The sequence below is a fragment of the Amycolatopsis nalaikhensis genome, from assembly GCF_030264295.1.
GTDB classification, from domain to species: Bacteria; Actinomycetota; Actinomycetes; order Mycobacteriales; family Pseudonocardiaceae; genus Amycolatopsis; species Amycolatopsis nalaikhensis.
In genome coordinates, this window is record NZ_CP127173.1 from 6,495,590 (window position 1) to 6,518,965 (window position 23,376).

The window sequence follows — 23,376 nt, forward strand, 5'->3', positions numbered from 1 at the left end:
CGGCACGAGGAGCGGGAGGACGATGACGACGGGATCGGTCAGTCCCCGGCGCGCGGACACCCGGCGCAACCACGAGCGCATCCTCGTCGCGGCCGCGGAGTCCCTGGCGAAGACGGGCGAAGTGTCGTTCAACGCGATCGCGAAGCAGGCCGAGGTCGGCGTCGGCACGGTGTACCGGCACTTCCCGACGCCGGAGTCGCTGATCCTGGCGGTGTACCAGCGCGAGGTGCGGCACATCGTGGACATCGTGCCGGTGCTGCTGGCCGAGCACGCCCCGGAGCGCGCGTTCCGGGTGTGGGTGACCGACCACCTGGCGCACTACATGATGACGAAGAAGGGGCTGGCCGACGCGCTCCGCCGGGCGACGGCCTCCCGCGGCGAGCTGCCGGCGAGCGCGTACGACGCCATGGTCGGCGCGGTGGCGACCCTGCTGGCGGCCAACGTCGAGGCCGGCACGGTGCGGCCGGACCTCGAGCCGGTGCAGGTGCTGCGCGGCCTCGCGGGCCTGCTGATGCTCGACCCGAACGGCGACTGGCGCGGCGACGCGGCCGGGCTCGCCGAACTGCTCTGGCACGGGATGGCCCGCTAGCCGTCGAGCCGCACGGTCACGGTGACCCGGCCCTTGGCGTCCCGCCGCGCGACGGCGTGACCGGTCCGCTCGTGCTCGTCCAGCTCCAGGGTGAGCGGGGCGCCGTCGCCGGTGAAGTTGCGCCACCACGACTTCGCGTCGGGCAGCCGCACGCCGATGGTGACGACGTCGCCCGCGCGCCGGTAGCCGACCGGGGTGGTGAACGTGCGTCCCGACCGCCGTCCCGTGTAGGTGACCTGGGTGAGGTGGCGGCGGACGAGCGGCCCCCAGCGCGGCGACGTGCGGAGGGTGCCGACGCAGGTGTTCACGCGGTCGACGGTCTTCTTCGGGAGCGGGCCTCGATATCCCACGGCAGTTCTCCTTCGCCGGTGCTGCCGCCCACCGTACCGGAAAACCGGAGATGGGTGTTCCGGTTACGGCGGGGCGGCGTTCAGCTGGACGTGGGGAAGGTGAACGCCGCGGCTGACGCGCTGGTGTGCGGCCACCGCGTGGTGACCACCTTGGCGCGGGTGTAGAACCGGACGCCCGCCGGGCCGTGGATCGGGCTGTCGCCGATCAGGGAGTCCTTCCAGCCGCCGAACGAGTAGTACGACATCGGGACCGGGATCGGCACGTTGACGCCGATCATGCCCACCTTCACCGCGCGCTGGAACTTGCGGGCCGCCTCGCCGCTGCCGGTGAAGATCGCCGTTCCGTTGCCGTAGGGGTTGGCGTTGATGATCGCGATCGCCTCGTCGGCCGTTTCCGCGCGGACCACCGCCAGCACCGGGCCGAAGATCTCTTCGCGGTAGGCGTCCATGTCCGGGGTCACGTGGTCCAGTAGGGACGGGCCGACGAAGAAGCCCTCGTCGTGTCCTTCGACCTCCAGGCCGCGGCCGTCGACCACCACCGACGCACCCTGTTCGGCGCCCCGGGCGACCGCGTTCACCACGCGCTCGCGGGCCGCCTCGGTGACGACCGGGCCCATGTCGCTCGCGGGGTCGCCGCCCGGGCCGACCTTCACCTCGCGAGCCTTGCGCTCCAGGATCCCGACCAGCTCGTCGCCCGCCGCGCCGACCGCCACGGCCACCGAGACCGCCATGCACCGCTGGCCCGCCGAGCCGAACGCGGCCGCCGTCAGGTGGTTCGCCGCGTACTCCAGGTCGGCGTCGGGCAGGACGACCGCGTGGTTCTTCGCGCCGCCGAGGGCCTGGACCCGTTTGCCCGCCGCCGTCCCGCGTTCGTGCACGTACTTGGCGATCGGGGTGGAGCCGACGAACGACACCGCCGCGACGTCCGGGTGGTCCAGGAGCGCGTCGACCGCGACCTTGTCGCCGTGGACGACGTTGAACACGCCGTCCGGCAGTCCGGCCTCGGCGTACAGCTCGGCGACGAGGTTCGACGCCGACGGGTCGCGTTCGCTGGGCTTGAGGACGAACGTGTTGCCGGTGGCGATCGCGATCGGGTGCATCCACAGGGGCACCATGATCGGGAAGTTGAACGGGGTGATCCCGGCGACGACCCCGAGGGGCTGGCGGAAGTCGTGCACGTCGACGTCGCGGGAGACCTGGTCGGAGAAGCTGCCCTTGAGCGCGTCCGCGATGCCGCAGGCGTACTCGACGACCTCGCGGCCGCGCACGACTTCGCCGCGGGCGTCGTCGACGACCTTGCCGTGTTCGCCGGAGATGATCCGGGCGAGTTCGTCTTCGTGCTTCACCAGCAATTCGCGGAAGGCGAACATCACCTTCGTGCGCTGGGACAGCGAGGAATCGCCCCAGGACTCGAAGGCCTTGCCCGCGGCGGCGACCGCGGTGTCCACATCGGACGCTTCGGCCAGCAGCACCCGGGCCCGCTCGCGTCCGGTGGCCGGGTCGTGGACCGGCGCCGTGCGGGTCGAGCCCGCCGGGGTGGCGGTGCCGTTGATCCAGTGTTCGATGGTGGTCACGCTTGCTCCTCCAGGTAGTGCCGGGTTCACAGCAGCCCCACCGCGGTGTCGACCGCGTCGGCGACGTCTCCGTCGTGCGGGTAGAGCAGCGAGCGCCCGACGACCAGGCCTTGCACGGTCGGCAGGGTGAGCGCTCGCTGCCAGGCGGCGAACGCCGCGTCCGGGTCTTTGACTTCGCCGCCGAGCAGGACGGCGGGCAGGGTCGAGGCGGCGAGTACGCGTTCCATGTCGTCCACCACCGGGAGCTTGAGCCAGGTGCGGGCCGAGGAGCGGCCGAGCGCGGCGGCGATCGTGATCGACTTGATGACGGCGTCGGGGGAGAGGTCGTTCTTGAGGCGTCCGTCCACCCAGCGAGACAGGAACGGTTCGACCATCGCGATGAGCTCGCGGTCGGCCAGCTCGTTCACGGCCTTCGCGGTGTTCTCGAGGACGCTCGGCGTGGCCGGGTCCTCGAGACAGATCCGGGTCAGGGTCTTCCCGCCGTCGAACCGCATCTTCTCGATCGTTTCGGCGTCGTAGCAGGCGAAGCGGTCGTCGATCTCGAAGCTCGAGCCGGCCAGCCCGGTGCGGTTCATCGACCCGAGCACCGTTTTGCCGTCCAGGACGCCGAGCAGCAGCAGGTCGTCGAGGACGTCCGCGGTCGCGAGGACGCCGGTTACGCCGGGGCGTTCGAGGGCGAGGCACAGTCGTTCGAGCAGTTCGCCGCGGTCGGCCATCGCGGTGGGGTTGTCGCCTACCGTGAGAGCGCCGCGGGCCGGGTGGTCGGCGGCGATGATCATCGTGCGGCCCTTGTCGTTGAAGGGCGACTTCGCCCGGACCCGGTTCGCGGCCGCCTCGGCGATCGCCCCCGGGTCGTGCACGCGTCTGGCGACGATCCGCCGCACCACGTCGGTCACAGCTGTGCCCCCCTTCGGTCCGTCATGAAGTCGACCGTGCCAGCGGCCGGAGACTTTGTCAAGACATATGGACATCAGGTCATCCCTACAGTGGACATCCTGGCGGTAGGCTCCGGGTGGTGAACACCCCGCCGCCGTCGGACCGCATCGACGTCACCCACCCGCAGGCCTGGAATCCGGGCCGGGAGATCGTCCTGGACCCGGGCAGCCCCGAGCCGCTGTACTTCCAGGTGTCGCGGCAGCTGCACGCCGCGATCGAGGACGGCAGGCTGCCGGCGGGCGCCCGGCTGGACAACGAGATCGAGCTGGCCGCGAACCTGCGGCTGTCCCGGCCGACGGTCCGCCAGGCGATCCAGACGCTGGTCAACCAGGGCCTGCTGGTGCGGCGGCGCGGGGTCGGCACCCAGGTCGTCCGCACGAAGGTCGCCCGGCCGCTGCGGCTGAGCAGCCTGTTCGACGACCTCGCCGGGCTCGGCGGCAAGCCGGAGTCGGTGGTGCTGGCCAACCGCGTCGAGGAGGCGGACGAAGAGGTGGCGGGCCTGCTCGAAGCGCCGGGTCTGGGCCACGTCCGGCGGCTGACGCGGATCCGCTCGACCGACGGCGAGCCGCTCGCCTTGATGAACAACTACCTGCCCGACGGCATTATCGACCCGGCCGACGACGAGCTGCGCGAAAAAGGCCTTTACCAGCTGCTGCGGTCGGCGGGGGTGCGCCTGCACGCCGCCGAGCAGACGATCGGCGCGCGCCTGGCGACCGAGGAGGACGCGGACCTGCTGCACGAGGAGCCGGGTGCGGCCCTGCTGACGATGCAGCGCACGACCTACGACGACACAGGCCGCGTCGTCGAGTACGGCTGGCACGTCTACCGCGCGTCCCGCTACGCGTTCAACCTTTCGCTGACCAACGGGCCTCAGTAGCGGCAGCGCCGGAGGAAGTACGCCCAGGTCACCGCGGCCAGCAGCGGGGCCCACAGCAACAGCGGCAGGTAGCAGGCGACGAGCAGGACGTGCCAGCCCGCGCCGGCGAACTCGATCGTGCCGATGTCCGGGAACGCGCGGAACGCGTAGGCCCAGACGACGGCCAGCGCCAGCGCGCCCAGCCCGGCGGGCACGATCGCGGCGAAGGGCGTCACCCGACGGCCGCCGAGCAATGGCAGCCACGCCGGGACGCGCTCGCCCCACGGCCGGACCAGCCCCAGCGTGAGCAGGGCCAGGCCTTCGCAGAGGAGGCTGAGCGCTACGAAGCTCAAGGAATCCGCGAGCGTGACGACCGGGCGGGGCCGGATGCCGACGTCGACCCCGGCGGCGAGGGCCAGCCGCCAGAGCCCGGACGGCAGGGTGAGCAACGGGACGGTGTGCGCGGCGAGGACGGCCCAGCGCTGCGGGCGGCGGCCGTCCCGGACGGAGATCGAGACCATGCCTCGACGCTGCTCCGCGCGCGGCGCCCGCGCCTCCCTCTCGCGTACCGGTGGGCTCCCTCGGCGGGTGGACAGGGCTGAAGGGGACCTTGCTCTCATCTGATGAGCTGAAGGGGACTTTCCTCGCATCACATGCCAGGAAAGTCCCCTTCAGCTCGGCGCGGACAGGTCGACCCGATCGGGATGTTTACCGCGCCGACGGCGTGGGCACGCTTGATTCGTTCAAGACAAGCGTTCGAGGGTTGTGGTGATGTCCGACTTCGAGGCCCAGCTGAGAGCGGTCTCGTTGCGCGTGACGCGGCCACGGGTGGCCGTGCTCGCCGCGCTGCGGGACCACCCGCACGTCGACACCGAAACCGTGATCGACCTGGTGCGGGGCGAGCTCCCCACCGTGTCGCACCAGGCCGTCTACGACGTGCTGCGGGCCCTCACCGACGCCGGGCTGGTGCGGCGCATCCAGCCGGCGGGCGCGCTCGCCCGCTACGAGACCCGGGTGGGGGACAACCACCACCACGTCGTCTGCCGCTCGTGCGGGGCGATCGCGGACGTCGACTGCGCCACCGGCCACGCTCCCTGCCTCACCGCCTCGGACGACCGCGGCTTCGTCATCGACGAGGCGGAGGTCGTCTACTGGGGCACCTGCCCCGCGTGCGTGGCCGGACCCACCCCCGATGACCGCCGCTCGGAAGGAAGCTCATGAGCAACACACCGGAAACCGGCCCGTCCAGCGCGCAGGGCGTGGACGAAAAGGCAGCGGCAGGCTGCCCGGTCGCCCACGACTCCGTGACCTCGACCGGCAGCGAGAGCGAGAACCCGGCGATCGACTCGCCGACCCCGCGCACGGGTGGCCGCCCGCGCACGATCAAGGACTGGTGGCCCAACCAGCTGGACCTCTCGGTCCTGCACACCCACTCGTCGAAGAGCAACCCGCTCGGCGAGAACTTCAGCTATGCCAAGGAGTTCGCGAAGCTCGACGTCGAGGCCCTCAAGCGGGACATCGTCGAGGTGCTCACCACCTCGCAGGACTGGTGGCCCGCCGACTTCGGGCACTACGGCGGGCTGATGATCCGGATGAGCTGGCACGCCGCCGGCACCTACCGCATCTACGACGGCCGCGGCGGGGCCGGGGACGGCGCCCAGCGCTTCGCCCCGCTGAACAGCTGGCCTGACAACGCCAACCTCGACAAGGCGCGCCGGCTCCTGTGGCCGGTCAAGGAGAAGTACGGCCAGAAGATCTCGTGGGCCGACCTGATCGTGCTCGCCGGCAACGTCGCCATGGAGTCGATGGGCTTCAAGACCTTCGGCTTCGGCTTCGGCCGCGAGGACACCTGGGAGCCCGAGGAGATCTACTGGGGCCCGGAGGACGACTGGCTCGGCGACGAGCGCTACGCCAGCGACTCGGAGATGGTGCCCGAGCTCGGCGCCACCGAGATGGGTCTCATCTACGTCAACCCCGAGGGCCCGCGCGGCAGCGCGGACTTCCGGGCGGCGGCCCACTTCATCCGGGAGACCTTCGCCCGGATGGCGATGAACGACGAGGAGACCGTCGCGCTCATCGCGGGCGGGCACACGTTCGGCAAGACGCACGGTGCCGGGGACGCCGACGCCCACGTCGGCCCGGAGCCCGAAGGTGCCCCGCTGGAGTCGCAGGGCCTCGGCTGGCTGAGCACGTACGGCACCGGCAAGGGGCCGGACACGATCACCAGCGGCCTCGAGGTGACGTGGACCGACCGGCCGACCGAGTGGAGCAACCGCTTCTTCGAGATCCTGTTCGGCTACGAATGGGAGCTGACGACGAGCCCGGGCGGCGGCAAGCAGTACGTCGCCAAGGACGCGCCGGAGATCATCCCGGACCCGTACGACCCGAACAAGAAGCACAAGCCGACGATGCTGACCACCGACCTGTCGCTGCGCTTCGACCCGACGTACGAGAAGATCTCGCGCCGCTTCCTGGAGCACCCGGACGAGTTCGCGCTAGCGTTTGCCAAGGCGTGGTACAAGCTGCTGCACCGCGACATGGGCCCGGTCAGCCGGTTCCTCGGCCCGTGGGTCGCCGAGCCGCAGCTGTGGCAGGACCCGGTGCCGGCGGTCGACCACGAGCTGGTGGGCGAAGCGGACATCAAGACGCTCAAGGCGAAGGTGCTGGACTCCGGGCTCACGACCGCCCAGCTGGTCACCACGGCCTGGGCCGCCGCTGCGAGCTTCCGGTCCACCGACAAGCGCGGTGGCGCGAACGGCGCCCGGATCCGCCTCGAGCCGCAGCGCAGCTGGGAAGTGAACCAGCCCGAGCAGCTCGCGACCGTGCTGCAGAAGCTGGAAGGCATCCAGCGGGAGTTCAACGACGGTGGCGGCGCGAAGATCTCGCTCGCCGACCTGATCGTGCTGGCCGGCTCGGCCGCCGTCGAGAAGGCCGCGCGCGACGCCGGGGTCGAGGTGACCGTGCCGTTCCACCCGGGCCGCACGGACGCGACCCAGGAGCAGACCGACGTCGACTCGTTCAAGGTGCTCGAGCCGCGCGCGGACGGGTTCCGCAACTACCTGCGGCCGGGGGAGAAGCTCCAGCCGGAGGTGCTGCTGGTCGACCGCGCGTACATGCTCGGCCTGACGGCGCCGGAGATGACCGTCCTCGTCGGCGGGCTGCGGGCGCTCGGGGCCAACGCCGGCGGCACGCAGCACGGCGTCCTCACCGACCGGCCGGGCGTGCTGACGAACGACTTCTTCCGCAACCTGCTCGCGCCGGGCACGCGGTGGAAGGCGGCGGAGTCCGGCGAGCACGTGTACGAGATCCGCGACGTGGCCACGGACGAGGTGAAGTGGACCGCGACGGCGGTGGACCTCGTCTTCGGGGCCAACTCGCAGCTGCGCGCGGTCGCCGAGGTCTACGCGAGCCAGGACGCCAGTGAGCGGTTCGTGGCCGACTTCGTCGCGGCGTGGACCAAGGTCATGGAGCTGGACCGCTTCGACCTGGCCTGAGTTGTGGGGCACCGGCCGGGACGTGTTCCCGGCCGGTGCCACGCTCAGCGGCCCGTCCGGGCGGGGGTGCGGGTCCGGAGCAGGCTGGCGCCGACGGCGGTCACCAGGATCAGGCCGACCACGGCCAGCGACAGCCCCGTCGGGATCTTCCAGACCTCGAGCAGCAGCATCTTCACGCCGACCCAGACCAGGACCAGCGCCAAGCCGAGCTTCAGGTACACGAACCGGTGCATCAGGTCGGCCAGCAGGAAGTACAGCGCGCGCAGGCCGAGGATCGCGAACGCGTTCGACGTGAACACCAGGAACGGCTCCCGCGTCACCGCGAAGATCGCCGGGATCGAGTCCACCGCGAACACGATGTCGGTCACCTCGATCAGCACCAGCACCGCCAGCAACGGCGTCGCCACCCAGCGCCCGGCCTCGCGGACGAGGAACTTCCTGCCGTGCAACGACTCCGTCGACGGCACGAGCCGCCGGAACGCGCGCAGGACGACGTTGCGCTCGTAGTCCACCTCCTGCTCGCGGTGCAGGGCCATCCGGATGCCGGTCAGCACGAGGAAAGCGCCGAACACGTACAGGATCCAGGCGAAACTCGCGAGCAACGCCGAGCCCGCGGCGATGAACACCGCCCGGAACACCAGCGCGCCCAGCACGCCGTAGAAGAGGATGCGGTGCTGGTGTTCGCGCGGGACGGCGAAGTAGCCGAAGATGATCGCGAACACGAAGACGTTGTCGACCGCCAAGGACTTCTCGATGACGTACCCCGCGAAGTACTGCCCGGCGAACTCCGCGCCCCACGCCCACCAGACGACGGCGCCGAACGCGACGCCGAGCACCACCCACACGCCGGACCACGCCAGGGCTTCGCGGACGCCGACGACGTGCGCCTTGCGGTGGGCGAACAGGTCGACCGCGAGCATGAGCAGGATGACGCCGAGCACAGCGGCCCAGGCCCAGATGGGAACGGTCACGGCACACTCCTCCGGTTCGGTGGCGAACCGGAGGTCTTCCCGGCCACCCGAAGGTGGCGCCGGCACCGGGTCTGCGCCGAGGCAGCCGGATTGACGATGCCGGACCGGGCGGGTACTCCCCTCCGTCCACTCCAGAATGACGAACTGTGGTTCGTCTGTCAAGTGTGGACGGCTAAGCTGCGCGCATGGCTTCCTGGACGTTCCTGAGCAACCACGCGCACGTGCTGCTGTGCCTGGCCGAGGACCCGGACCGGAAGCTGCACGACATCGCCGAGCGGGTCGGCATCACCGAGCGCGGCGTGCAGCTGATCCTCGCGGACCTCATCGAGGGCGGGTACGTCGAACGCGAGCGCGTCGGACGGCGCAACCACTACACGCTGCACCCGGAAGGACGGCTGCGGCACCCGCTGGAGGCCCACCACCGGGTGGCCGACCTGGTCGCGGCCTTCGGCCCGGCGCGGCACTGACCGGCGTCAGGCGACCCACCGGCGGAACGCGGCCGGATCGGCGTTGCCGCCGCACACGATCGTGACGACGTGCTTCCCGGCGAAGCGGCCGGGATCTTCGAGGAGCGCCGCGATGCCCAGCGCCGCCGACGGTTCGACGACCAGGCCCGCGTGCTCGAACAGCAGCCGCATCCCGGCGATGATCGAGGATTCCCGGACCAGCACGGCGTCGTCGGCGACCTGCAGCAGATCGGCCAGGACCTCCGGGATGGGCCGCCGCCCGGCGACGCCGTCGGCGATCGTGTCCGTCGTGTCCGTGGTGACGACCCGTCGTTCGTGCCAGGAACGCGTCATCGCCGGGGCGCCGAGCGGCTGGACGCAGATCACCTCGGTGCCGGATGCCAGCGTCTTCACCACGTGCCCGACGCCGGTGGCGAGCGCGCCGCCGCCGAGGGCGATCAGGACGGCGTCGAACGGCGTGCCCACGAGTTCCAGCCCGATGGTCGCCGCGCCCTCGCACGTTTCGACGTCCAGGCTGTCTTCCACCAGCCGGATGCCGTCGTGGCGCGCGATCGCGGCCGCCCGCTCGCGCGCCAGCTCGTGGTCGCCGTCGACCAGCTCCAGCCTGGCCCCCAGCGCGCGGATCCGGGCGAGCTTCGCCGGTGTCGCGTAACGGGAAGCGACGACCGTGACGTCGAGTCCCCGGCCCCGCGCGGACCACGCGAGGGCTTGGCCGAGGTTGCCCGCGCTGGCGCACACCGCCGCCTGTCCGGCGAGCCCACCGGCGACCACCTCGGTGCCGCGGCCTTTGAAGCTGCGGACGGGGTTCGCCGTTTCGAGCTTGATGCTCACCGCACAGCCGAGGGCGGGTTCGAGGGCTTCGCAGCGGTACAGCGGCGTGTCGAGGAAGATCGGGTCGATCAGCGGGCGGGCCGCCTGGATCCGGGCGAGGTCGAGGCGTGTCTGCACGGCCGCAGCGTAGTTCAGCGAGGCCCGCGCACGCCGGTGGTTTCCGGTGCGCGGCCGGGGACGCGGATTCAGCAGGCGTCGACCGGGATTTCGCCCGAACCCCGCCGGAGGAAGCGGCACGGGACGGTCACCGTGCGGGCCGGGCTGCCCGGGGCGTTGATCCGGTCGAGTGCCAGTGCCGCCGCCTGGCGGCCGATCTCCTGCGGGTCGCGGACGACCGCCGAGACACCCAACCCGGCCGTCAGGTCGTGTTCGTCCAGGCCGATGAACGCGGTCCGGCGCTGGTGGGCGATCCGGTCGAGCAGGACTCCCGTCGTGATGCCGAGGTTCAGCGCGACCACCGCGGTCGGCGGTTCGGGGCGTGCCATCAGCTTCGCGACCGCCGCCCTGGCCTCGTCCGGGGACGTGAGGTCGCCGACGACCAGGTCGGGGTTCTCGGCGACGTCGGTCCGGGCGAGCGCGGCGCGGAAGCCGTCGATCCGCTGCCGGGCGCGGAACGAGCCGGGCCGTCCGGCCAGCACCGCGATGCGCCGGTGGCCCAGTTCGAGGAGCTGTCCGGTCGCCTGCCGCACGCCTTCGTCGTCGTCGGTCATCACTACGTCGGCCGCCAGCCCGTTGGCCGGGCGCCCGACGAGCACGACCGGCGTGCCGAACGTGTGCTCCGCGGCGAGGAAATCGCGGTCGTCGCCGTCCGGCATCATCAGCAGCGCGCTGACCCGGCGGTCGATCATCGCGCGCGCCAGCTCGGGTTCGCGGGCGGGGTCGTCGTCGGTCGAGCCGATGACGAGGTGCAGCCCGGCGCGGCGCAGCTCCCGCTCGGCGCCCGCGGCGACGCCGGCCTGGAACACGTTGGTGAACCCGGCCGTCACCAGGCCGACGGCGCCCTCGCGGCCGCCCGTGCGCAGGTTCCGCGCGATCGGGTTGGGGGAGTAGCCCAATCGCTGCACCGCGGCGAGGACGCGCGCCCGCGTGTCCGCCTCGACGAGGGGCGAGTTCTGCAGCACCCGGGTCACCGTCGCCGTGCTCACGCCGGCGGCGCTCGCGACCTCTCGCAGCGTCACGCGCCGCCCACCCTGTGCCACCTTCGGCCCCTCTCGGTCTCCCGACCAATGTAATCGTTGACATCGGGGAGGCGGTGGCTGACACTCCCTCATGTCATCGTTTACATCAGAATGTCATCGTTTACATCCGGAGGTGCCTTCGATGGAGCCGGTGCTGACCGACGGGCGGCTGGGCGCGCGGCCCGACCCCGGCCTGGTGGCCCACGTCAACGCGGTCGAGCTGGCCGACGAGGTCGCCGCGGCCGCGGAGTACGTCCGCGTCGACCTGGCGCACGTCCTCATGCTGACCCGACAGGGCGTGTTCGACCGAGCGCACGGCCGCTCGCTGGCGCGGGCGCTGCTGCGGCTGCTGGACGACGACCCCGCGCGCGTGCTGGCCGGCGATCCGGCGCGGGGCACGATCGCGCTCCAGCTCGAGCGGTACCTGGAGGAGCGGTGCGGGCCGGCGGGCCTGGACATCCAGCGGGCACGCAGCCGGATCGACCAGAAGGCGACCGGCGTGCGGCTGGCGAACCGCGCGGCCCTGCTCCCGGTGCTGGTCGGGCTCGTCGACCTCGGCCGGGTCCTGCTGGCCGCGGCGGACGACCACGACGACGTCCTCGCCCCCGGCTACACCCACCTGCAGCACGCCCAGCCGACCACGCTCGGGCACTACTTCAACGCCCACTACTGGGTCGTCTCCCGCAACCTCGCCCGCGTGCGGCAGCTGTACGAGCGCCTGAACGAATGCCCGCTCGGCGGCGCGGCCCACAGCGGGACGTCCTGGCCGATCGACCGCGAGGCGACCGCCGCGCACCTCGGGTTCGCCCGGCCGGTCCGCAACGCGCGTGACGCCGGTCTGTCCGCGATGGACACCGGGGCCGAGCTGGCCGCCACGCTGGGGCTGGTGCTGTCGGGGGCCGCCCGGTGCGCGTCCGACCTCTACTACTGGTCGTCGTCGGAAGTAGGGCTGGTGCGCCTGGCCGCGTCGCTGTGCGGCACGTCGAGCATGATGCCGCAGAAGCGCAATCCCATTGTCCTGGAACGCATCCGCGGCCTGGCGGGCGAAGCGGCCGGGTGGGGCGCCGCCCAGCTCGGCGTGCTGCATTTCGCCACCTCCACCGACGCCGACCAGGGGTACGTCCACAACCGGCTGCCCGGTTACTGCCGCGAGACCGCCGGTGCGCTCGGCCTGCTCGGGCAGGTCGTGCGCACCCTCGAGGTCGACGTCGAACGCCTCGCGCGGTCGGCGGGCAGGCATTGGTCGACGGCGAGTGCGCTGGCCGACGACCTGGTGCGCGCCCATGGCCTCAGCTTCCGCGCCGCGCACGACGTCGTCGCCCGGTTCGTCGCCGCGCACGAAGCGGCGGGCGAACCGGACGGGACCGTGTGGCCGGACCTCGCCGAAGGGCCGTTGCGCGAGTACCCGGCCGCGCGGCTGGCCGAGCTCCTGGATCCGCGGGCGTTCGTCGAGAGCCGGGACAGTCCCGGGGGCACGGCCGCGGTCCGCCGCAAGGAGCTCGCCGCCGAAGCGGCGCACGACTTCGAAGCCCACCGCTCGGCGGTCGAAGCGATCACCGAGTCCGTCTCCGGGGCCGAAGCGCGGCTCCTGCGTGCTGCCCGCGCGCTGGCCGAAGAGCCGCCCGCCTGATCTTCCGTCCGTTACCGTCACCTCGACAAAGGAGTCACCCGTGGCCACACCACGTCCCGACACGCCTTCGCTCGCCGCGGAACCGCCGGAAAGCGGGCCGGAGCAGGCCCGGCGGCTGACCGGGCAGCCCGTCGGCCGCCTGTTCGTCGGCCTCTACGTGCTCGCCATCGTCGGCGTGTGGGTCGCCCTGCTGACCCCCGCCTCGGTCACGCTGGCGCTGCGGATCGCCGACCTCGACCCGGCGGGCAAGGCGTCCTCGCTCGCCCTGGTGACCGGCGTCGGCGCGATCTTCGCGATGGTCTCCAACCCGGTCTTCGGGCGGCTCAGCGACCTCTGCACCTCCCGGTGGGGACGGCGGCGGCCGTTCATGGTGGGCGGCGTCGCCTGCGGCGTGGTCTCCCTGGTCGTCATCGGGATCGCCCCGTCGATCCCGGTGGTGCTGCTGGGGTGGTGCCTGACGCAGGTGGCCCTCAACGCCGCCGTCGCCGCGTTGATCGCCGTGCTGCCCGACCGCGTGCCCGAGCACCGCCGGGGCACCGTCTCCGGGCTGATGGGCATGACGAACCAGGTCGCGCAGGTGGCGGGCACGTTCCTGGTGCAGTTCACCGGCACCCGCGGCCTGGGGATGTTCGTCGTCCCGGCCGTGATCGGGCTGGTGCTGGTGCTCGCTTTCGCCTGCTACCTCAAGGAAGTCCCGAAGACGCGGGCGGAGCTGCCCCGGCTGTCGTGGGCGAGCTTCCCGCGCAGCCTGTGGATCAACCCGTTGCGGCACCGCGACTTCGCGTGGGCGTTCCTGAGCCGGTTCCTGGTGTGGGTCGGGAAGTCGCTGCTGCTGACCTACAAGACGTACTTCCTCATGGACCACCTCGGCTACAGCAGCGCCCGCGCCGCCGCGGTGCTCGGCTGGACGATGCTCATCCTCGGGATCGGCGTGGTCGTGGCCAGCAACGTCGCGGGCTGGCTGTCCGACCTCGTGCGGCGGCGCAAGGTGTTCATCATCGCGGCTTCACTGCTCTTCGGCACCGGCATGGTGGTCATCGCGACCTCGTCGACGCTCACCGGGTTCCTCGTCGGTGTCGCGATCGCCGGGATCGGGCAGGGCACCTACGTGGGTGTCGACTACGCGCTCGTGGCGTCCGTGCTGCCGGACCGCGAAACCGGCGCGGCCAAGGGCATGGGCGTGTTCAACATCGCCAACGCCTTGCCGCAGACCGTCGCGCCCGCGATCGCGCCGCTGTTCCTCGCCATCGGCGGCGGCCACAACTACGCCGCGCTTTACCTCAGCGCGGCCGGGTTCGCCATCGTCGGGGCGATCGTCGCCCAGCTGATCCGCGGCGTGCGCTGACCGGTCAGTCCTCGGCCTCGGCGTCGGTGATCGTGTCGAGCACCTCGGCCGCGATGGCCCGGGCCGCGGGCTTGATCTCGGCGCTGAGGGCGAAGAACCGCTCCTGGGCCGGTTCGGCGGGCCAGTCGGCCGGCAGGTGCTCGCGGGGCAGCCGCGGGTCGGCGCGGATCGTCTGCAGCCAGCCGGACTCCAGGAGCAGGTCGCGGGCCAGGCTGTCCGGGGCGTGCGCGGGCGGGTCCTCCCAGCGGGCCAGGAACGCCCGGTAGCGCTCGGCCAGCCGCTCGACGTCCCAGGCCTCGCGGATGATCTCGGCCAGGTCGGTCGGCGGGAGGGCGCGGGCCTGGAAGACCTTGACGTGCTCGTCCGCGCCGAGGCCGTCGAGCAGCGGCGGGACGTCGACGTCGCCCGGCGCGATCCACAGCCCGCCCTGGAGGCCGCCGAACCCGGCCCACAGCAGGCGGGAACGCAGGGCGTGCCGCTGCCGCTGCCACGACTCGGGCATCGAAAACCCGAGGAGCGTCCAGGTGCCGTCCCACTGCCGGTCGACGACGCCGTCGCGCCACATGCGCCGCTCGCCGTCGTGCAGGATCGCCCGCGACCGGTCGGTCAGTCCGATGTAGACGTTGCGGCCGCGGCGCACCCGGTGCAGCAGGCCGCGCCGGGCCATCCGGCTCAGTGTGGACCGGGTGGCGTGCTCGGAGATCCCGGCGCGGTCCAGCACGTCCAGCACGCTCGCGGTCGCGACGTGGATGCCGCGGTCGAGGACGTGCCCGCCGAGGAACGCGAGCAGCAGCGCCTGGGGCCGCGGGGTCTCGGCACCTACGCCCTCCTCGGCCTCCGGCACGGCTAGATCGGTCACGTCGCGAGCATAAGCGACGTTGACATTGGGCAGACTGTTGACTGCGGTCTCAAATTTGCCTAACGTTCGACCCCGCGTGACACGGGTCACGCGAGGTCGGCGACGGGTGGAACACGCGATGGCAGACAACTCCCGGACGCGAGCGCAGCTGCGCCGCGCGGTGCTCTCCAGCTATTTCGGCAGCGTGATCGAGTACTACGACTTCCTGCTCTACGCCACGGCGTCGGCGGTGGTCTTCAACAAGGTCTTCTTCTCGAACCTGGACCCGGTGATCGGCACCATCGCCAGCCTGGGCACCTTCACCACGGGCTACCTGGCGCGGCCGATCGGCGGCGTGGTCTTCGGGCACTTCGGCGACCTGCTCGGGCGCAAGCGGATGCTCGTGATCACCATGACGATGATGGGCGTCGCCAGCACGCTGATCGGCATCCTGCCCACCTACGCGCAGATCGGGGTGTGGGCGCCCATCCTGCTGGTGGTGCTCCGCGTGCTGCAGGGCATCGCCGTCGGCGGGGAGTGGGGCGGTGCCGTGCTGATGTCGGCCGAGCACGCGACCAGCAGGCGCGGGCTGTGGGCGAGCTTCACCAACGCCGGCGCGCCCAGCGGGATGGTCGTCTCGACGGCGCTGCTCACGCTCATGGGCGCGGTGACCACCGACGCGCAGTTCCTCGCGTGGGGCTGGCGCATCCCCTTCCTGCTCAGCGTGGTGCTGCTGGCGATCGGCCTGTTCGTGCGGCTGAAGGTCCAGGAGACCCCGGTGTTCGCCGCGACGCGTCGTCCGACTGGTGCCCCGCTGCTCGAAGTGCTGCGCCACCCGCGCAACCTGCTGCTGGCGATCGGCGTCGGCTTCGCCGCGTTCGTCGCGCAGGGCACGCTCACCACCTACGTCCTTTCCTATGCGGTGCAAGCGGGATTCGTCCGGCAGACCGTGCTCAACGCGATCACGGTGTCCTCGATCGGCGCGGTGCTCGGCATCATCGGCTTCTCGGCGCTGTCCGACCGCGTCGGCCGCCGCCCGGTCGTGCTGGGCGGCGCGGTGGCGGTCGCGATCGTGGGGTTCCTGCTGTTCCCGTTGATCGACACGGGTTCCGCCGCGTTGCTGACGCTCGCCGTCGTGCTGGGCCAGTCGATCGCGCACCCGGCGATGTACGGCCCGCTCGCCGCGCTCTGCACCGAACTGTTCGCCACCCGCACGCGCTACACGGGCGCGTCGCTCGGCTACCAGATCGCGGGGCTGGGCGCGGGGATCGGGCCGGTCGTGTTCGCGGCCGTCGCCGGGGCGGGCACGGGCGTGATCTCGACGGTGATCGCGGCCTGCTGCCTGCTCACCGTGGTGTGCGTGCTCATCCTGCGCGAAAGCCACCGGGACGACCTGGCCGAGCCGGTCGCGGAGCGGCTGACGGGAGTGGAGCGGTGAAGCTCGTTGCCTGGGTGTTCGCGGCGGTGCTCGCGGTCGGTCTCGCACCGGCGGCCGAAGCCACCGAAGCCGGGCACCACACCGGAGCACTGCCGGACGGCGCGACGTGGGTCGCGGACGTCCCGGCCGCGTGGAACGGCACGATCATCTTGTACAGCCACGGTTTCGGCCCGCTGGAGCCGCGGAACGCACCGGACGAGGCGACCGGTCAGGCGCTGCTCGGCGAGGGGTACGCGCTCGTCGGCTCGTCCTATTCGGGACCGTCGTGGTGGGCGCTGGAGTCCGCGGTCCGCGACCAGTTCGACGCGCTGGCCGCGCTCGAAGCGCGGATCGGCCCGGCGAAACGCACCATCGCGTGGGGCACGTCGATGGGCGGGCTGGTGAGCGCGCGCGAGGCGGAGGACCACCGCGTCGACGGCACCCTGACGACGTGCGGCCTGGTCGCCGGGGCGCTGAACCTCAACGCCTACCAGCTGCACGGCGAGTACGCGCTCGCCCACCTGCTCGCGCCCGAGCAGTCGATCAAGCTGGTCCGCTACGCGAGCCAGGAGGAAGCGACGGCCGCGGCGTCGACGTTGACGGGGGTCACGAGCGCCGCCCAGGCCACGCCCGCGGGCCGGGCCCGGATCGCGCTCGCCGCCGCCCTGCTGAACATGCCGACGTGGTACACCGGCCCGACGCCGCCCAGTGACTACGAAACCCAAGAGGCGCACCAGGAACAGGCGCTGACGGAGTTCGTCCTCGGCTTCGTGCTGACCGGCCGCTACCAGATCGAGCTGGCCGCGGGCGGCAACAGCGCGGCCACCCGCGGCGCCGACTACGCGGCGATGTTCGCGAGCAGCAGCCACGCGCGCCAGGTCCGCGAGCTGTACCGGCGGGCGGGGCTGAGCCTCGACGCCGACCTGGCGAAGCTCAGCCGCGACGCGGACATCACGGCCGACCCGGGCGCCGTCACGACGCTGGCCAGGACGTCGGTGCCGACCGGACGCCTGCGTGGGCCGGAACTGAACCTCCACACGGTGGCCGACCACCTGGTGCCGGTGGAACAGGAGAACTGGTACGCGCGGCGGGTGGCGTCGGCGGGTGCCGGGCCGTTGCTGCGCCAGGCGTACGTCGCCGGTGCCGGGCATTGCGCGTTCGAGCCGTCGGAGACGATCGCCGGGCTGCACGCGCTCGAAACCCGCATCACGACGGGCCGGTGGGGGAACGCGGCCGAGCCCGACGTGCTCAACGCGGTCGCCGGGACGGGCCGCTACACGCGGTTCGCCGTGCCACTCCTGGTGGGTGCGCTCACGCCGGGTCCGCGGGAAAGGTGACGTGCCGCCCAGTCGAGATGCGCTGAAGGGCCCTTTCCTCGCATCAGATGCGAGGAAAGGGCCCTTCAGCGCATCAGATGAGACGAACGTCCCCTTCAGCTCGGTCGGCCGCGGAGGCTGGCTCCGATGCCGTCGAGGAGGTAGCCGAGCCCGGCCTCGAAGATCTCGTCGGCGTCGAGGTGGACGGCGTCGCGGATGACCGTCGCCAGCGCGGGGAACCGGCCGGTCGCGAAAGTCCGCTCCAGGTAGGGGCCGTACGCTCGCTGCCACTGCCGCTTGTCCATCCCGCTGGTGCGTTCGGCGCGGCGCTCGGCGATCTCCCGGCGCACCGCGCCGATCACGTACGAGTTCACCGCGTCGACCACCGGCATGACGCGGTCGACGTCGACGCCGTCCATCGCGGCCACCACGGCCTCGCCCCTGGCCAATGCGTTCGGGCCGAGCTGGGGCCGCCCGCCGAGCAGATCGGCGAACCACTCGTGCCGGTGGGCGGCGCGGCGGGTCAGCTCGGCCACGGACCGCAGGACCTCGCGCCACCCGCTGCCGGTCGGCCGGATCTCGGCGTACACCGCGTCGACCATCAGGTCGAGCAGTTCGTCCTTGCCTTCGATGTAGCCGTAGAGCCGCATCGGCCCGGCGTCCAGCGCGGCGGCGACCTTGCGCAGCGACACCGCTTCCAGGCCGTCCGCGTCGGCCAGCCGGATCGCCGCCCGCACGATCAGCTCGCGGCTCAGCGGGGCCGGCACCGGGCGTTCCGGCGGCTCCGGCCGTTCCCACACCACCATGGCGCCGACCTTATACCGCATCGTTCGATACAGTGTATTGAGAAATACACCGTATCGGAGGGATGCGACCATGACCATCGCGATCATCGGAGCGGGCCCGGGCGGCCTGGCCCTCGCCCGGGTACTGCACGTCCACGGCCTCGAGGCCGTCGTCTACGAGCGTGAGCCGTCCCGCGACGCCCGCGGCCAGGGCGGCATGCTCGACATCCACTCCGGGCAGCGGGCGCTGCGCGAGGCCGGCCTGCTCGAGGAGTTCTTCGCGATCGCCCGCGGGGAAGGCCAGGACATGCGCCTGCTCGAGCCGGACGGCACGCTGCTGCTGCAGGAGGACACGCCCGACGACGCCCCGCTCGACCGCCCCGAGGTCGACCGCGCCGACCTGCGCGCGCTGCTGCTGGACTCGCTCCCCGAAGGCACCGTGCGCTGGGGGTACGCCTACCGCTCCGCGGGCGACGGCGTGGTGCACTTCGCCGACGGCCGCAGCACGCGGTACGACCTGCTGGTCGGCGCGGACGGTGCGCAGTCCCGCGTCCGCGCGCTGCTCACCGACGCGCGTCCGGAGCACCTCGGTCAGAACTCCGTCGAGATCGGCATCCCCGACATCGACCGCACGCACCCCGACCTCTCGGCGATGGTCGGCCGCGGCAACTACTGGGTGTTCGGCGACGGGATTTCCCTGGCGGCGCAACGCAACGGCGACGGCCGTGTCCGCATCGGCATCAACTTCTTCAACACCGGCGAGGACTGGTTCGCCACCAGCGGGATCCCGTTCGACGACCCGGCCGCCGCTCGGGCACGCCTGATCGAACTGCTCCCCGGCTGGCACCCGCGAGTCACGGCACTGATCGAGGCGTGCGACGACGTCGTCGTGCCGCGGCCGCTCACGACGCTCCCGGTCGGCCTGACGTGGCCGTCCCGGCCGGACGTCACCTTGATCGGCGACGCCGCGCACCTGATGCCGCCGGTGGGGCAGGGCGCCAACCAGGCGTTGCTCGACGGAGCTTTCCTGGCGCTCGCGCTGGCCGCGCACCCGGACGACATCCCGGCCGCCGTCGAGGAGTACGAGCGCGAGATGTTCGAGCGCACCGGCGCGGCCGCCCGGATGTCGGCGGACATGCAGGAGCTGCTGATGTCCCCGGACGCGGCCCGGCGGCTGCTCGAGTTCTTCCAACCGGGCTGAGGGGCCCGGGCTGCGGAGGGGGCTTGACCTGGCTAGATTACGTTTGTAATGTCACCGCCACCGGAGGAGGTGGGTCGCACGTCGAGCCGCACGGGGCGGCGGGCCCCCGAAGAGAGGAAACGGGCGCTGCAGCAGGCCGCTGTCGAGGTTGTCGCCCGGGAAGGAGTTCGAGGCCTGACCTACCGGGCCGTCGCCGCCGCGGCCGGGGTCACCACCGGGGCCGTGCAGCACCACTTCGCCTCGCTCGACGACCTGTTGCGGTCGTCGCTCGACTGGGTGCTCGAAGAAAGCAGCGAAAACGGTCTGCTCGGTGCGCGGACGGGTGTTTTCGCCGACGGCGCGAATGTTCGCAAACGATTCACCGAAAGCGCCGACATTCAGGTTTTCCAATATCGGCTCGTCGTGGAATCGCGGGTGCGGGAAGAGTTGCGGCCCGTTGTCCGGCGCCTCTACGACAGTTATCTCGCGGCCGTCGCCAAGGATCTGGCGGCAGCGGGGAAAGAGCCGCCCGAGGGTCTGGCCGCGCTCGTCTACTACGCCCTCGACGGCATGTTCCTGCACCAGGTAGCCGATCCCGAGGCCGATCCCGGTGCCGCGCTCGACGCCTTGCGGATGCTCCTCGAGGCGGCGGCCCACCCGGTCGCCCGCTGAACAAACGGCGGTCGCCCGCTCGTCTCCGATGCGGAGACGAGTGGCGGCCGCCTTTTTCTTTCCCCGGACTTCGGGGCTTGGTGAAGATTCCGGAATTTTCGCCGTTCAGGTGTTGACTTAGTCAACAGCGGCGGTTCAGACTTCGTGGCCGGAAACCACGGATGGGAAAGGTGTTCGGATGTCAGCGACTTTGCTGGTCGACGGGAACTGGATCGCCGACGGCCCGGCGTTCGACGTCGTCGACCCCGCGAGCCTCGAGCCGATCGGGTCCGCGTCGGACGCCGGGGCCGAGCACGCCCGTGCCGCCCTCGACGCCGCGTCGGCCGCCTTCCGGGAGTGGGCCGACACGGATCCGGAGACCCGCGGCGGCCACCTCCGCGCGGCCGCCGCCGCGATCCGGGCCCGAAGCTCGGAGCTGGCCCGGCTGCTCACCCGGGAGAACGGCAAGCCGCTGGCCGAAGCCAGGGGAGAGCTGCTCAACGGCGCCCGGATGCTCGAATGGGCCGCCGAAGAGGGGCGGCGGGCGAACGGCCGGGTGACGCCGTCGAGCGCGGCCGGCCCCGGGCTGGTGCTGCGGAGCCCGGTCGGGCCGGTGCTCGCGATCACGCCGTGGAACTTCCCGGCCAGCATGCTGCTGCGCAAGGTCGGGCTCGCGCTGGCGGCCGGCTGCCCGGTGATCGCCAAGCCCGCCGAGCAGACCCCGCTGATCGCGACCGCGCTGCTGGAGATCCTGCAGGAGACCGGGCTTCCCGCCGGTGTCCTGCAGTCGCTGACCACCTCGCGCCCGGCCGAGCTGGTCGACGCGCTGCTGGCCGACGGCCGCCTGCGCAAGATGAGCTTCACCGGTTCCACCGAGGTCGGTCTCGGCCTGTTGCGGCGCACCGGTTCCGTGCTGCGCCGGACGTCGCTCGAAATGGGTGGCCACTCGCCGGCGATCGTCTTCGCGGACGCCGACCTCGAAGCCGCCGCGGCCGGGCTGGTGACGGCGAAGTTCTTCAACGCCGGGCAGAGCTGTACCGCGCTCAACCGGCTCTACGTGCACCGGAGCGTCCACGACGACCTGCTTGCCCTGATCGAGAAGAAGACGGCCGCGCTGCGGGTCGGCCGCGGCGACACCGACGGCGTCACCGTGGGCCCGCTGATCGACGCGGCCGGGCTGGCGAAGGTCGAGCGGCAGGTCGCCGACGCCGTCGAGCACGGCGCCCGCGTCGTCGTCGGCGGAAGCCGGTGGGAACCCGGCGATCCCGCGCTGCGCGGGCACTTCTTCCAGCCGACGGTCCTCGCCGGCGTGACGCCCGAGATGCTGATCTCCCGCGAAGAGACCTTCGGGCCGGTGCTGGCCGTCGCGGCCTTCGACCACGACGACGAAGCCGTCGACCTCGCCAACGCGACCGAATACGGCCTGGCCGCCTACGTCTTCGGTACCGACCTGCGCCGCGTCTGGCGCGCGCTCGACCGGCTCGACTTCGGCGTCATCGGCGTCAACGACCCCGCCCCGGTTCGCCCCGAACTGCCGTTCGGCGGGCAGAAGAACTCCGGCCAGGAACGCGAAGGCGGCAGCGAAGGCATCGAGGCCTACACCGAGGCCAAAGCCGTCGCCCTCCGCTTCTGACCCGCTGCGAAAGGAAACCCGTGACCACCACGACCGACGCGCCCGCGTCGCCGACCGCCGAGCTCGCCGACCTCGACCGGCGCCGGCTCATCCACCCCCACACCGTCATCGGCGCCCCGGCCGAACCGCTCGTCCTCGACCGCGGCGAAGGAGCCCTGCTCTGGGACACCGAAGGGCGGCAGTACATCGACGGCACCTGCGGACTGTGGCAGTGCCCGGTCGGGCACGGCCGGGCCGAGCTGGCCGCCGTCGCCGCCGAGCAGATCGGCAGGCTGGAGTTCTACTCGTCCTTCGGCGACTACTCCAACGCCCCCTCGATCCGGCTCGCCGACCGGCTGCTGTCGCTGGCGCCCGCCGGGCTGGAGCGCGTCTTCCTCACCAACGGCGGCTCCGAGGGCAACGAGACCGCGATCAAGCTGGCCCGCTTGGCCCACCACCACGCCGGCTCGCCCGAGCGCACGGTGATCCTCGCCCGCACCGGCGGCTACCACGGCATGGGCGGCGGCTCGCTGGCCGCGACCGGGATCGACGGCCTGCGCGCCGGGTACGGCCCGCTCGTCCCCGGCGTCGAGTGGCTCGGCAAGCCGCACGGCCTCGAGCACGGCCCGGACGCGACCGACCGGCTCGTCGAAGAGCTGGAACGGCGCATCGAGGAAATCGGCGCGCACCGCATCGCCGCGTTCATCGGCGAGCCGGTCCTCGGCGTCGGCGGCATGGTGCCGCCGCCGGAGGGGTACTGGCCGCGTGTGCAGGAAGTGTTGCGCCGCAACGGAATCTTGCTCATCGTGGACGAGATCGTCACGGCGTTCGGGCGCACCGGGCACTGGTTCGGCAGCGAGCACTTCGGCATCGAACCCGACATGGTCGTCCTGGCGAAGGGCCTCACCAGCGGGTACATCCCGATGGGCGCGGTCCTGATCGGACAGCGGGTGCTCGACCTGGCCGACGGCGCGACCTTCCTGCATGGCTTCACCTACAACGGCCACCCCGTCGGCTCGGCGGTCGCGCTGGCCAACCTCGACATCATCGAGCGGGAGAACCTCCTGGAGCGGGCCCGCGTCCTCGGCGAGCGGCTGCGGGAGCGGCTCGAACCGCTGACGGAGCTGCCGCACGTCCGCGAGGTCCGCGGCGTCGGCCTGATGCTCGGCATCGAGTTCGACGGCGCCACGCCCACCGCGCCCGTGCAGGCGGGCTGCCGCGCGGACGGCGTCGTGGTGCGAGCCTCCGGCGCCAGCATCGTGCTCTCGCCGCCGCTGGTGATCACCGAGGCGCAGGTCGACACGCTCGCCGACGTCCTGTGCCGCCACGTCGCCGCGGCCGCGGGCTGAGGGGAGG

Annotated in this window: 22 protein-coding genes; 13 read left to right on the forward strand and 9 right to left on the reverse strand. The window is 72.0% G+C overall.

All coding sequences use genetic code 11. From position 1 onward, the window contains the following. The first annotated feature begins 22 nt into the window (after positions 1–22). Positions 23–589 (forward strand): TetR/AcrR family transcriptional regulator, encoded by a 567-nt coding sequence (locus tag QP939_RS31830; protein WP_285449896.1) that lies wholly within the window; start codon positions 23–25, stop codon positions 587–589. On the opposite strand, the gene QP939_RS31835 is transcribed toward QP939_RS31830, so the two are convergent. The 3 genes from QP939_RS31835 to QP939_RS31845 all read right to left on the reverse strand — a co-directional run bounded on the left by QP939_RS31835 (position 586) and on the right by QP939_RS31845 (position 3,409). Further along, on the reverse strand, positions 586–939 hold the full coding sequence (locus QP939_RS31835; RefSeq protein WP_285449898.1) for a hypothetical protein: 354 nt from the start codon (positions 937–939) through the stop codon (positions 586–588). The genes QP939_RS31830 and QP939_RS31835 overlap by 4 nt on opposite strands. An 80-nt stretch (positions 940–1,019) precedes the next feature. Further along, a complete protein-coding gene (locus tag QP939_RS31840; RefSeq protein WP_285449899.1) occupies positions 1,020–2,513 on the reverse strand; it encodes a CoA-acylating methylmalonate-semialdehyde dehydrogenase in 1,494 nt (497 codons plus the stop codon). Positions 2,514–2,539: 26 nt separating this feature from the next. Continuing rightward, a complete protein-coding gene (locus tag QP939_RS31845) occupies positions 2,540–3,409 on the reverse strand; it encodes a Cgl0159 family (beta/alpha)8-fold protein (RefSeq protein ID WP_285449901.1) in 870 nt (289 codons plus the stop codon). Positions 3,410–3,528: 119 nt separating this feature from the next. Here QP939_RS31845 and QP939_RS31850 point away from each other — a divergent pair, with 119 nt between their 5' ends. Next, positions 3,529–4,326 (forward strand): GntR family transcriptional regulator, encoded by a 798-nt coding sequence (locus QP939_RS31850; protein WP_285449902.1) that lies wholly within the window; start codon positions 3,529–3,531, stop codon positions 4,324–4,326. Here the strand turns inward: QP939_RS31850 and QP939_RS31855 are convergent. Next, positions 4,320–4,826 (reverse strand): hypothetical protein, encoded by a 507-nt coding sequence (locus QP939_RS31855; RefSeq protein WP_285449903.1) that lies wholly within the window; start codon positions 4,824–4,826, stop codon positions 4,320–4,322. The genes QP939_RS31850 and QP939_RS31855 overlap by 7 nt on opposite strands. Before the next feature lie 250 nt (positions 4,827–5,076). Here QP939_RS31855 and QP939_RS31860 point away from each other — a divergent pair, with 250 nt between their 5' ends. Further along, entirely contained in the window at positions 5,077–5,526 is a 450-nt protein-coding gene (locus QP939_RS31860; protein ID WP_285449904.1) for a Fur family transcriptional regulator, read from the forward strand. Continuing rightward, a complete protein-coding gene (katG, locus tag QP939_RS31865) occupies positions 5,523–7,799 on the forward strand; it encodes a catalase/peroxidase HPI (RefSeq protein WP_285449906.1) in 2,277 nt (758 codons plus the stop codon). Before QP939_RS31860 ends, katG begins: the two co-directional genes overlap by 4 nt. Before the next feature lie 44 nt (positions 7,800–7,843). Here katG and QP939_RS31870 read toward each other — a convergent pair whose 3' ends face one another. Next, complete coding sequence (locus QP939_RS31870; protein WP_285449907.1) at positions 7,844–8,770, reverse strand: TerC family protein; 927 nt, start codon at positions 8,768–8,770, stop codon at positions 7,844–7,846. 185 nt (positions 8,771–8,955) lie between these two features. On the opposite strand from QP939_RS31870, the gene QP939_RS31875 reads away from it, so the two are divergent. After that, a complete protein-coding gene (locus QP939_RS31875; protein WP_285449908.1) occupies positions 8,956–9,237 on the forward strand; it encodes a helix-turn-helix transcriptional regulator in 282 nt (93 codons plus the stop codon). 6 nt (positions 9,238–9,243) lie between these two features. On the opposite strand, the gene QP939_RS31880 is transcribed toward QP939_RS31875, so the two are convergent. Together QP939_RS31880 and QP939_RS31885 are read right to left on the reverse strand one after the other, a co-directional pair. Continuing rightward, on the reverse strand, positions 9,244–10,185 hold the full coding sequence (locus QP939_RS31880) for a threonine ammonia-lyase (RefSeq protein ID WP_285449909.1): 942 nt from the start codon (positions 10,183–10,185) through the stop codon (positions 9,244–9,246). A gap of 68 nt (positions 10,186–10,253) precedes the next feature. Continuing rightward, entirely contained in the window at positions 10,254–11,246 is a 993-nt protein-coding gene (locus tag QP939_RS31885; RefSeq protein WP_285449911.1) for a LacI family DNA-binding transcriptional regulator, read from the reverse strand. Positions 11,247–11,388: 142 nt separating this feature from the next. Here QP939_RS31885 and QP939_RS31890 point away from each other — a divergent pair, with 142 nt between their 5' ends. Continuing rightward, positions 11,389–12,876, forward strand: coding sequence for an argininosuccinate lyase (locus QP939_RS31890; protein ID WP_285449912.1), 1,488 nt, complete (start codon positions 11,389–11,391; stop codon positions 12,874–12,876). A gap of 40 nt (positions 12,877–12,916) precedes the next feature. Continuing rightward, entirely contained in the window at positions 12,917–14,221 is a 1,305-nt protein-coding gene (locus QP939_RS31895) for an MFS transporter (RefSeq protein WP_285449913.1), read from the forward strand. A 4-nt stretch (positions 14,222–14,225) separates the two neighbouring features. Here QP939_RS31895 and QP939_RS31900 read toward each other — a convergent pair whose 3' ends face one another. After that, on the reverse strand, positions 14,226–15,080 hold the full coding sequence (locus QP939_RS31900; protein ID WP_285449914.1) for a PaaX family transcriptional regulator: 855 nt from the start codon (positions 15,078–15,080) through the stop codon (positions 14,226–14,228). A gap of 118 nt (positions 15,081–15,198) precedes the next feature. Here QP939_RS31900 and QP939_RS31905 point away from each other — a divergent pair, with 118 nt between their 5' ends. Together QP939_RS31905 and QP939_RS31910 are read left to right on the forward strand one after the other, a co-directional pair. Continuing rightward, entirely contained in the window at positions 15,199–16,497 is a 1,299-nt protein-coding gene (locus QP939_RS31905) for an MFS transporter (protein WP_285449915.1), read from the forward strand. Continuing rightward, positions 16,494–17,813, forward strand: a complete 1,320-nt coding sequence (locus tag QP939_RS31910) for an alpha/beta fold hydrolase (protein WP_285449916.1) — start codon at positions 16,494–16,496, stop codon at positions 17,811–17,813. The genes QP939_RS31905 and QP939_RS31910 overlap by 4 nt, the downstream gene beginning before the upstream one ends. Before the next feature lie 95 nt (positions 17,814–17,908). Here QP939_RS31910 and QP939_RS31915 read toward each other — a convergent pair whose 3' ends face one another. Continuing rightward, complete coding sequence (locus QP939_RS31915) at positions 17,909–18,598, reverse strand: TetR/AcrR family transcriptional regulator (RefSeq protein ID WP_285459895.1); 690 nt, start codon at positions 18,596–18,598, stop codon at positions 17,909–17,911. Between the two features lie 70 nt (positions 18,599–18,668). Between QP939_RS31915 and QP939_RS31920 the strand changes: the two genes are divergently transcribed. The 4 genes from QP939_RS31920 (at position 18,669) to QP939_RS31935 (ending at position 23,369) form a co-directional block, all read left to right on the forward strand. Further along, on the forward strand, positions 18,669–19,778 hold the full coding sequence (locus tag QP939_RS31920) for an FAD-dependent oxidoreductase (RefSeq protein WP_285449917.1): 1,110 nt from the start codon (positions 18,669–18,671) through the stop codon (positions 19,776–19,778). Positions 19,779–19,847: 69 nt separating this feature from the next. Continuing rightward, entirely contained in the window at positions 19,848–20,429 is a 582-nt protein-coding gene (locus tag QP939_RS31925) for a TetR/AcrR family transcriptional regulator (RefSeq protein WP_285449918.1), read from the forward strand. A gap of 178 nt (positions 20,430–20,607) precedes the next feature. Further along, positions 20,608–22,041 carry an NAD-dependent succinate-semialdehyde dehydrogenase gene (locus tag QP939_RS31930; protein WP_285449920.1) on the forward strand — a complete coding sequence of 478 codons (1,434 nt, stop codon included), beginning with the start codon at positions 20,608–20,610 and terminating at the stop codon, positions 22,039–22,041. A gap of 20 nt (positions 22,042–22,061) precedes the next feature. After that, positions 22,062–23,369, forward strand: coding sequence for an aminotransferase family protein (locus QP939_RS31935; protein ID WP_285449921.1), 1,308 nt, complete (start codon positions 22,062–22,064; stop codon positions 23,367–23,369). Positions 23,370–23,376 lie beyond the last annotated feature (7 nt).

Bases quoted from the DNA above. Each gene is read 5' to 3' on its own strand.
- QP939_RS31830 (WP_285449896.1), top strand. From the start codon at position 23: ATGACGACGGGATCGGTCAGTCCCCGGCGCGCGGACACCCGGCGCAAC.
- QP939_RS31855 (WP_285449903.1), bottom strand. From the start codon at position 4,826: ATGGTCTCGATCTCCGTCCGGGACGGCCGCCGCCCGCAGCGCTGGGCC.
- QP939_RS31860 (WP_285449904.1), top strand. From the start codon at position 5,077: ATGTCCGACTTCGAGGCCCAGCTGAGAGCGGTCTCGTTGCGCGTGACG.
- katG (WP_285449906.1), top strand. From the start codon at position 5,523: ATGAGCAACACACCGGAAACCGGCCCGTCCAGCGCGCAGGGCGTGGAC.
- QP939_RS31875 (WP_285449908.1), top strand. From the start codon at position 8,956: ATGGCTTCCTGGACGTTCCTGAGCAACCACGCGCACGTGCTGCTGTGC.
- QP939_RS31890 (WP_285449912.1), top strand. From the start codon at position 11,389: ATGGAGCCGGTGCTGACCGACGGGCGGCTGGGCGCGCGGCCCGACCCC.
- QP939_RS31905 (WP_285449915.1), top strand. From the start codon at position 15,199: ATGGCAGACAACTCCCGGACGCGAGCGCAGCTGCGCCGCGCGGTGCTC.
- QP939_RS31915 (WP_285459895.1), bottom strand. From the start codon at position 18,598: ATGGTGGTGTGGGAACGGCCGGAGCCGCCGGAACGCCCGGTGCCGGCC.
- QP939_RS31920 (WP_285449917.1), top strand. From the start codon at position 18,669: ATGACCATCGCGATCATCGGAGCGGGCCCGGGCGGCCTGGCCCTCGCC.
- QP939_RS31930 (WP_285449920.1), top strand. From the start codon at position 20,608: ATGTCAGCGACTTTGCTGGTCGACGGGAACTGGATCGCCGACGGCCCG.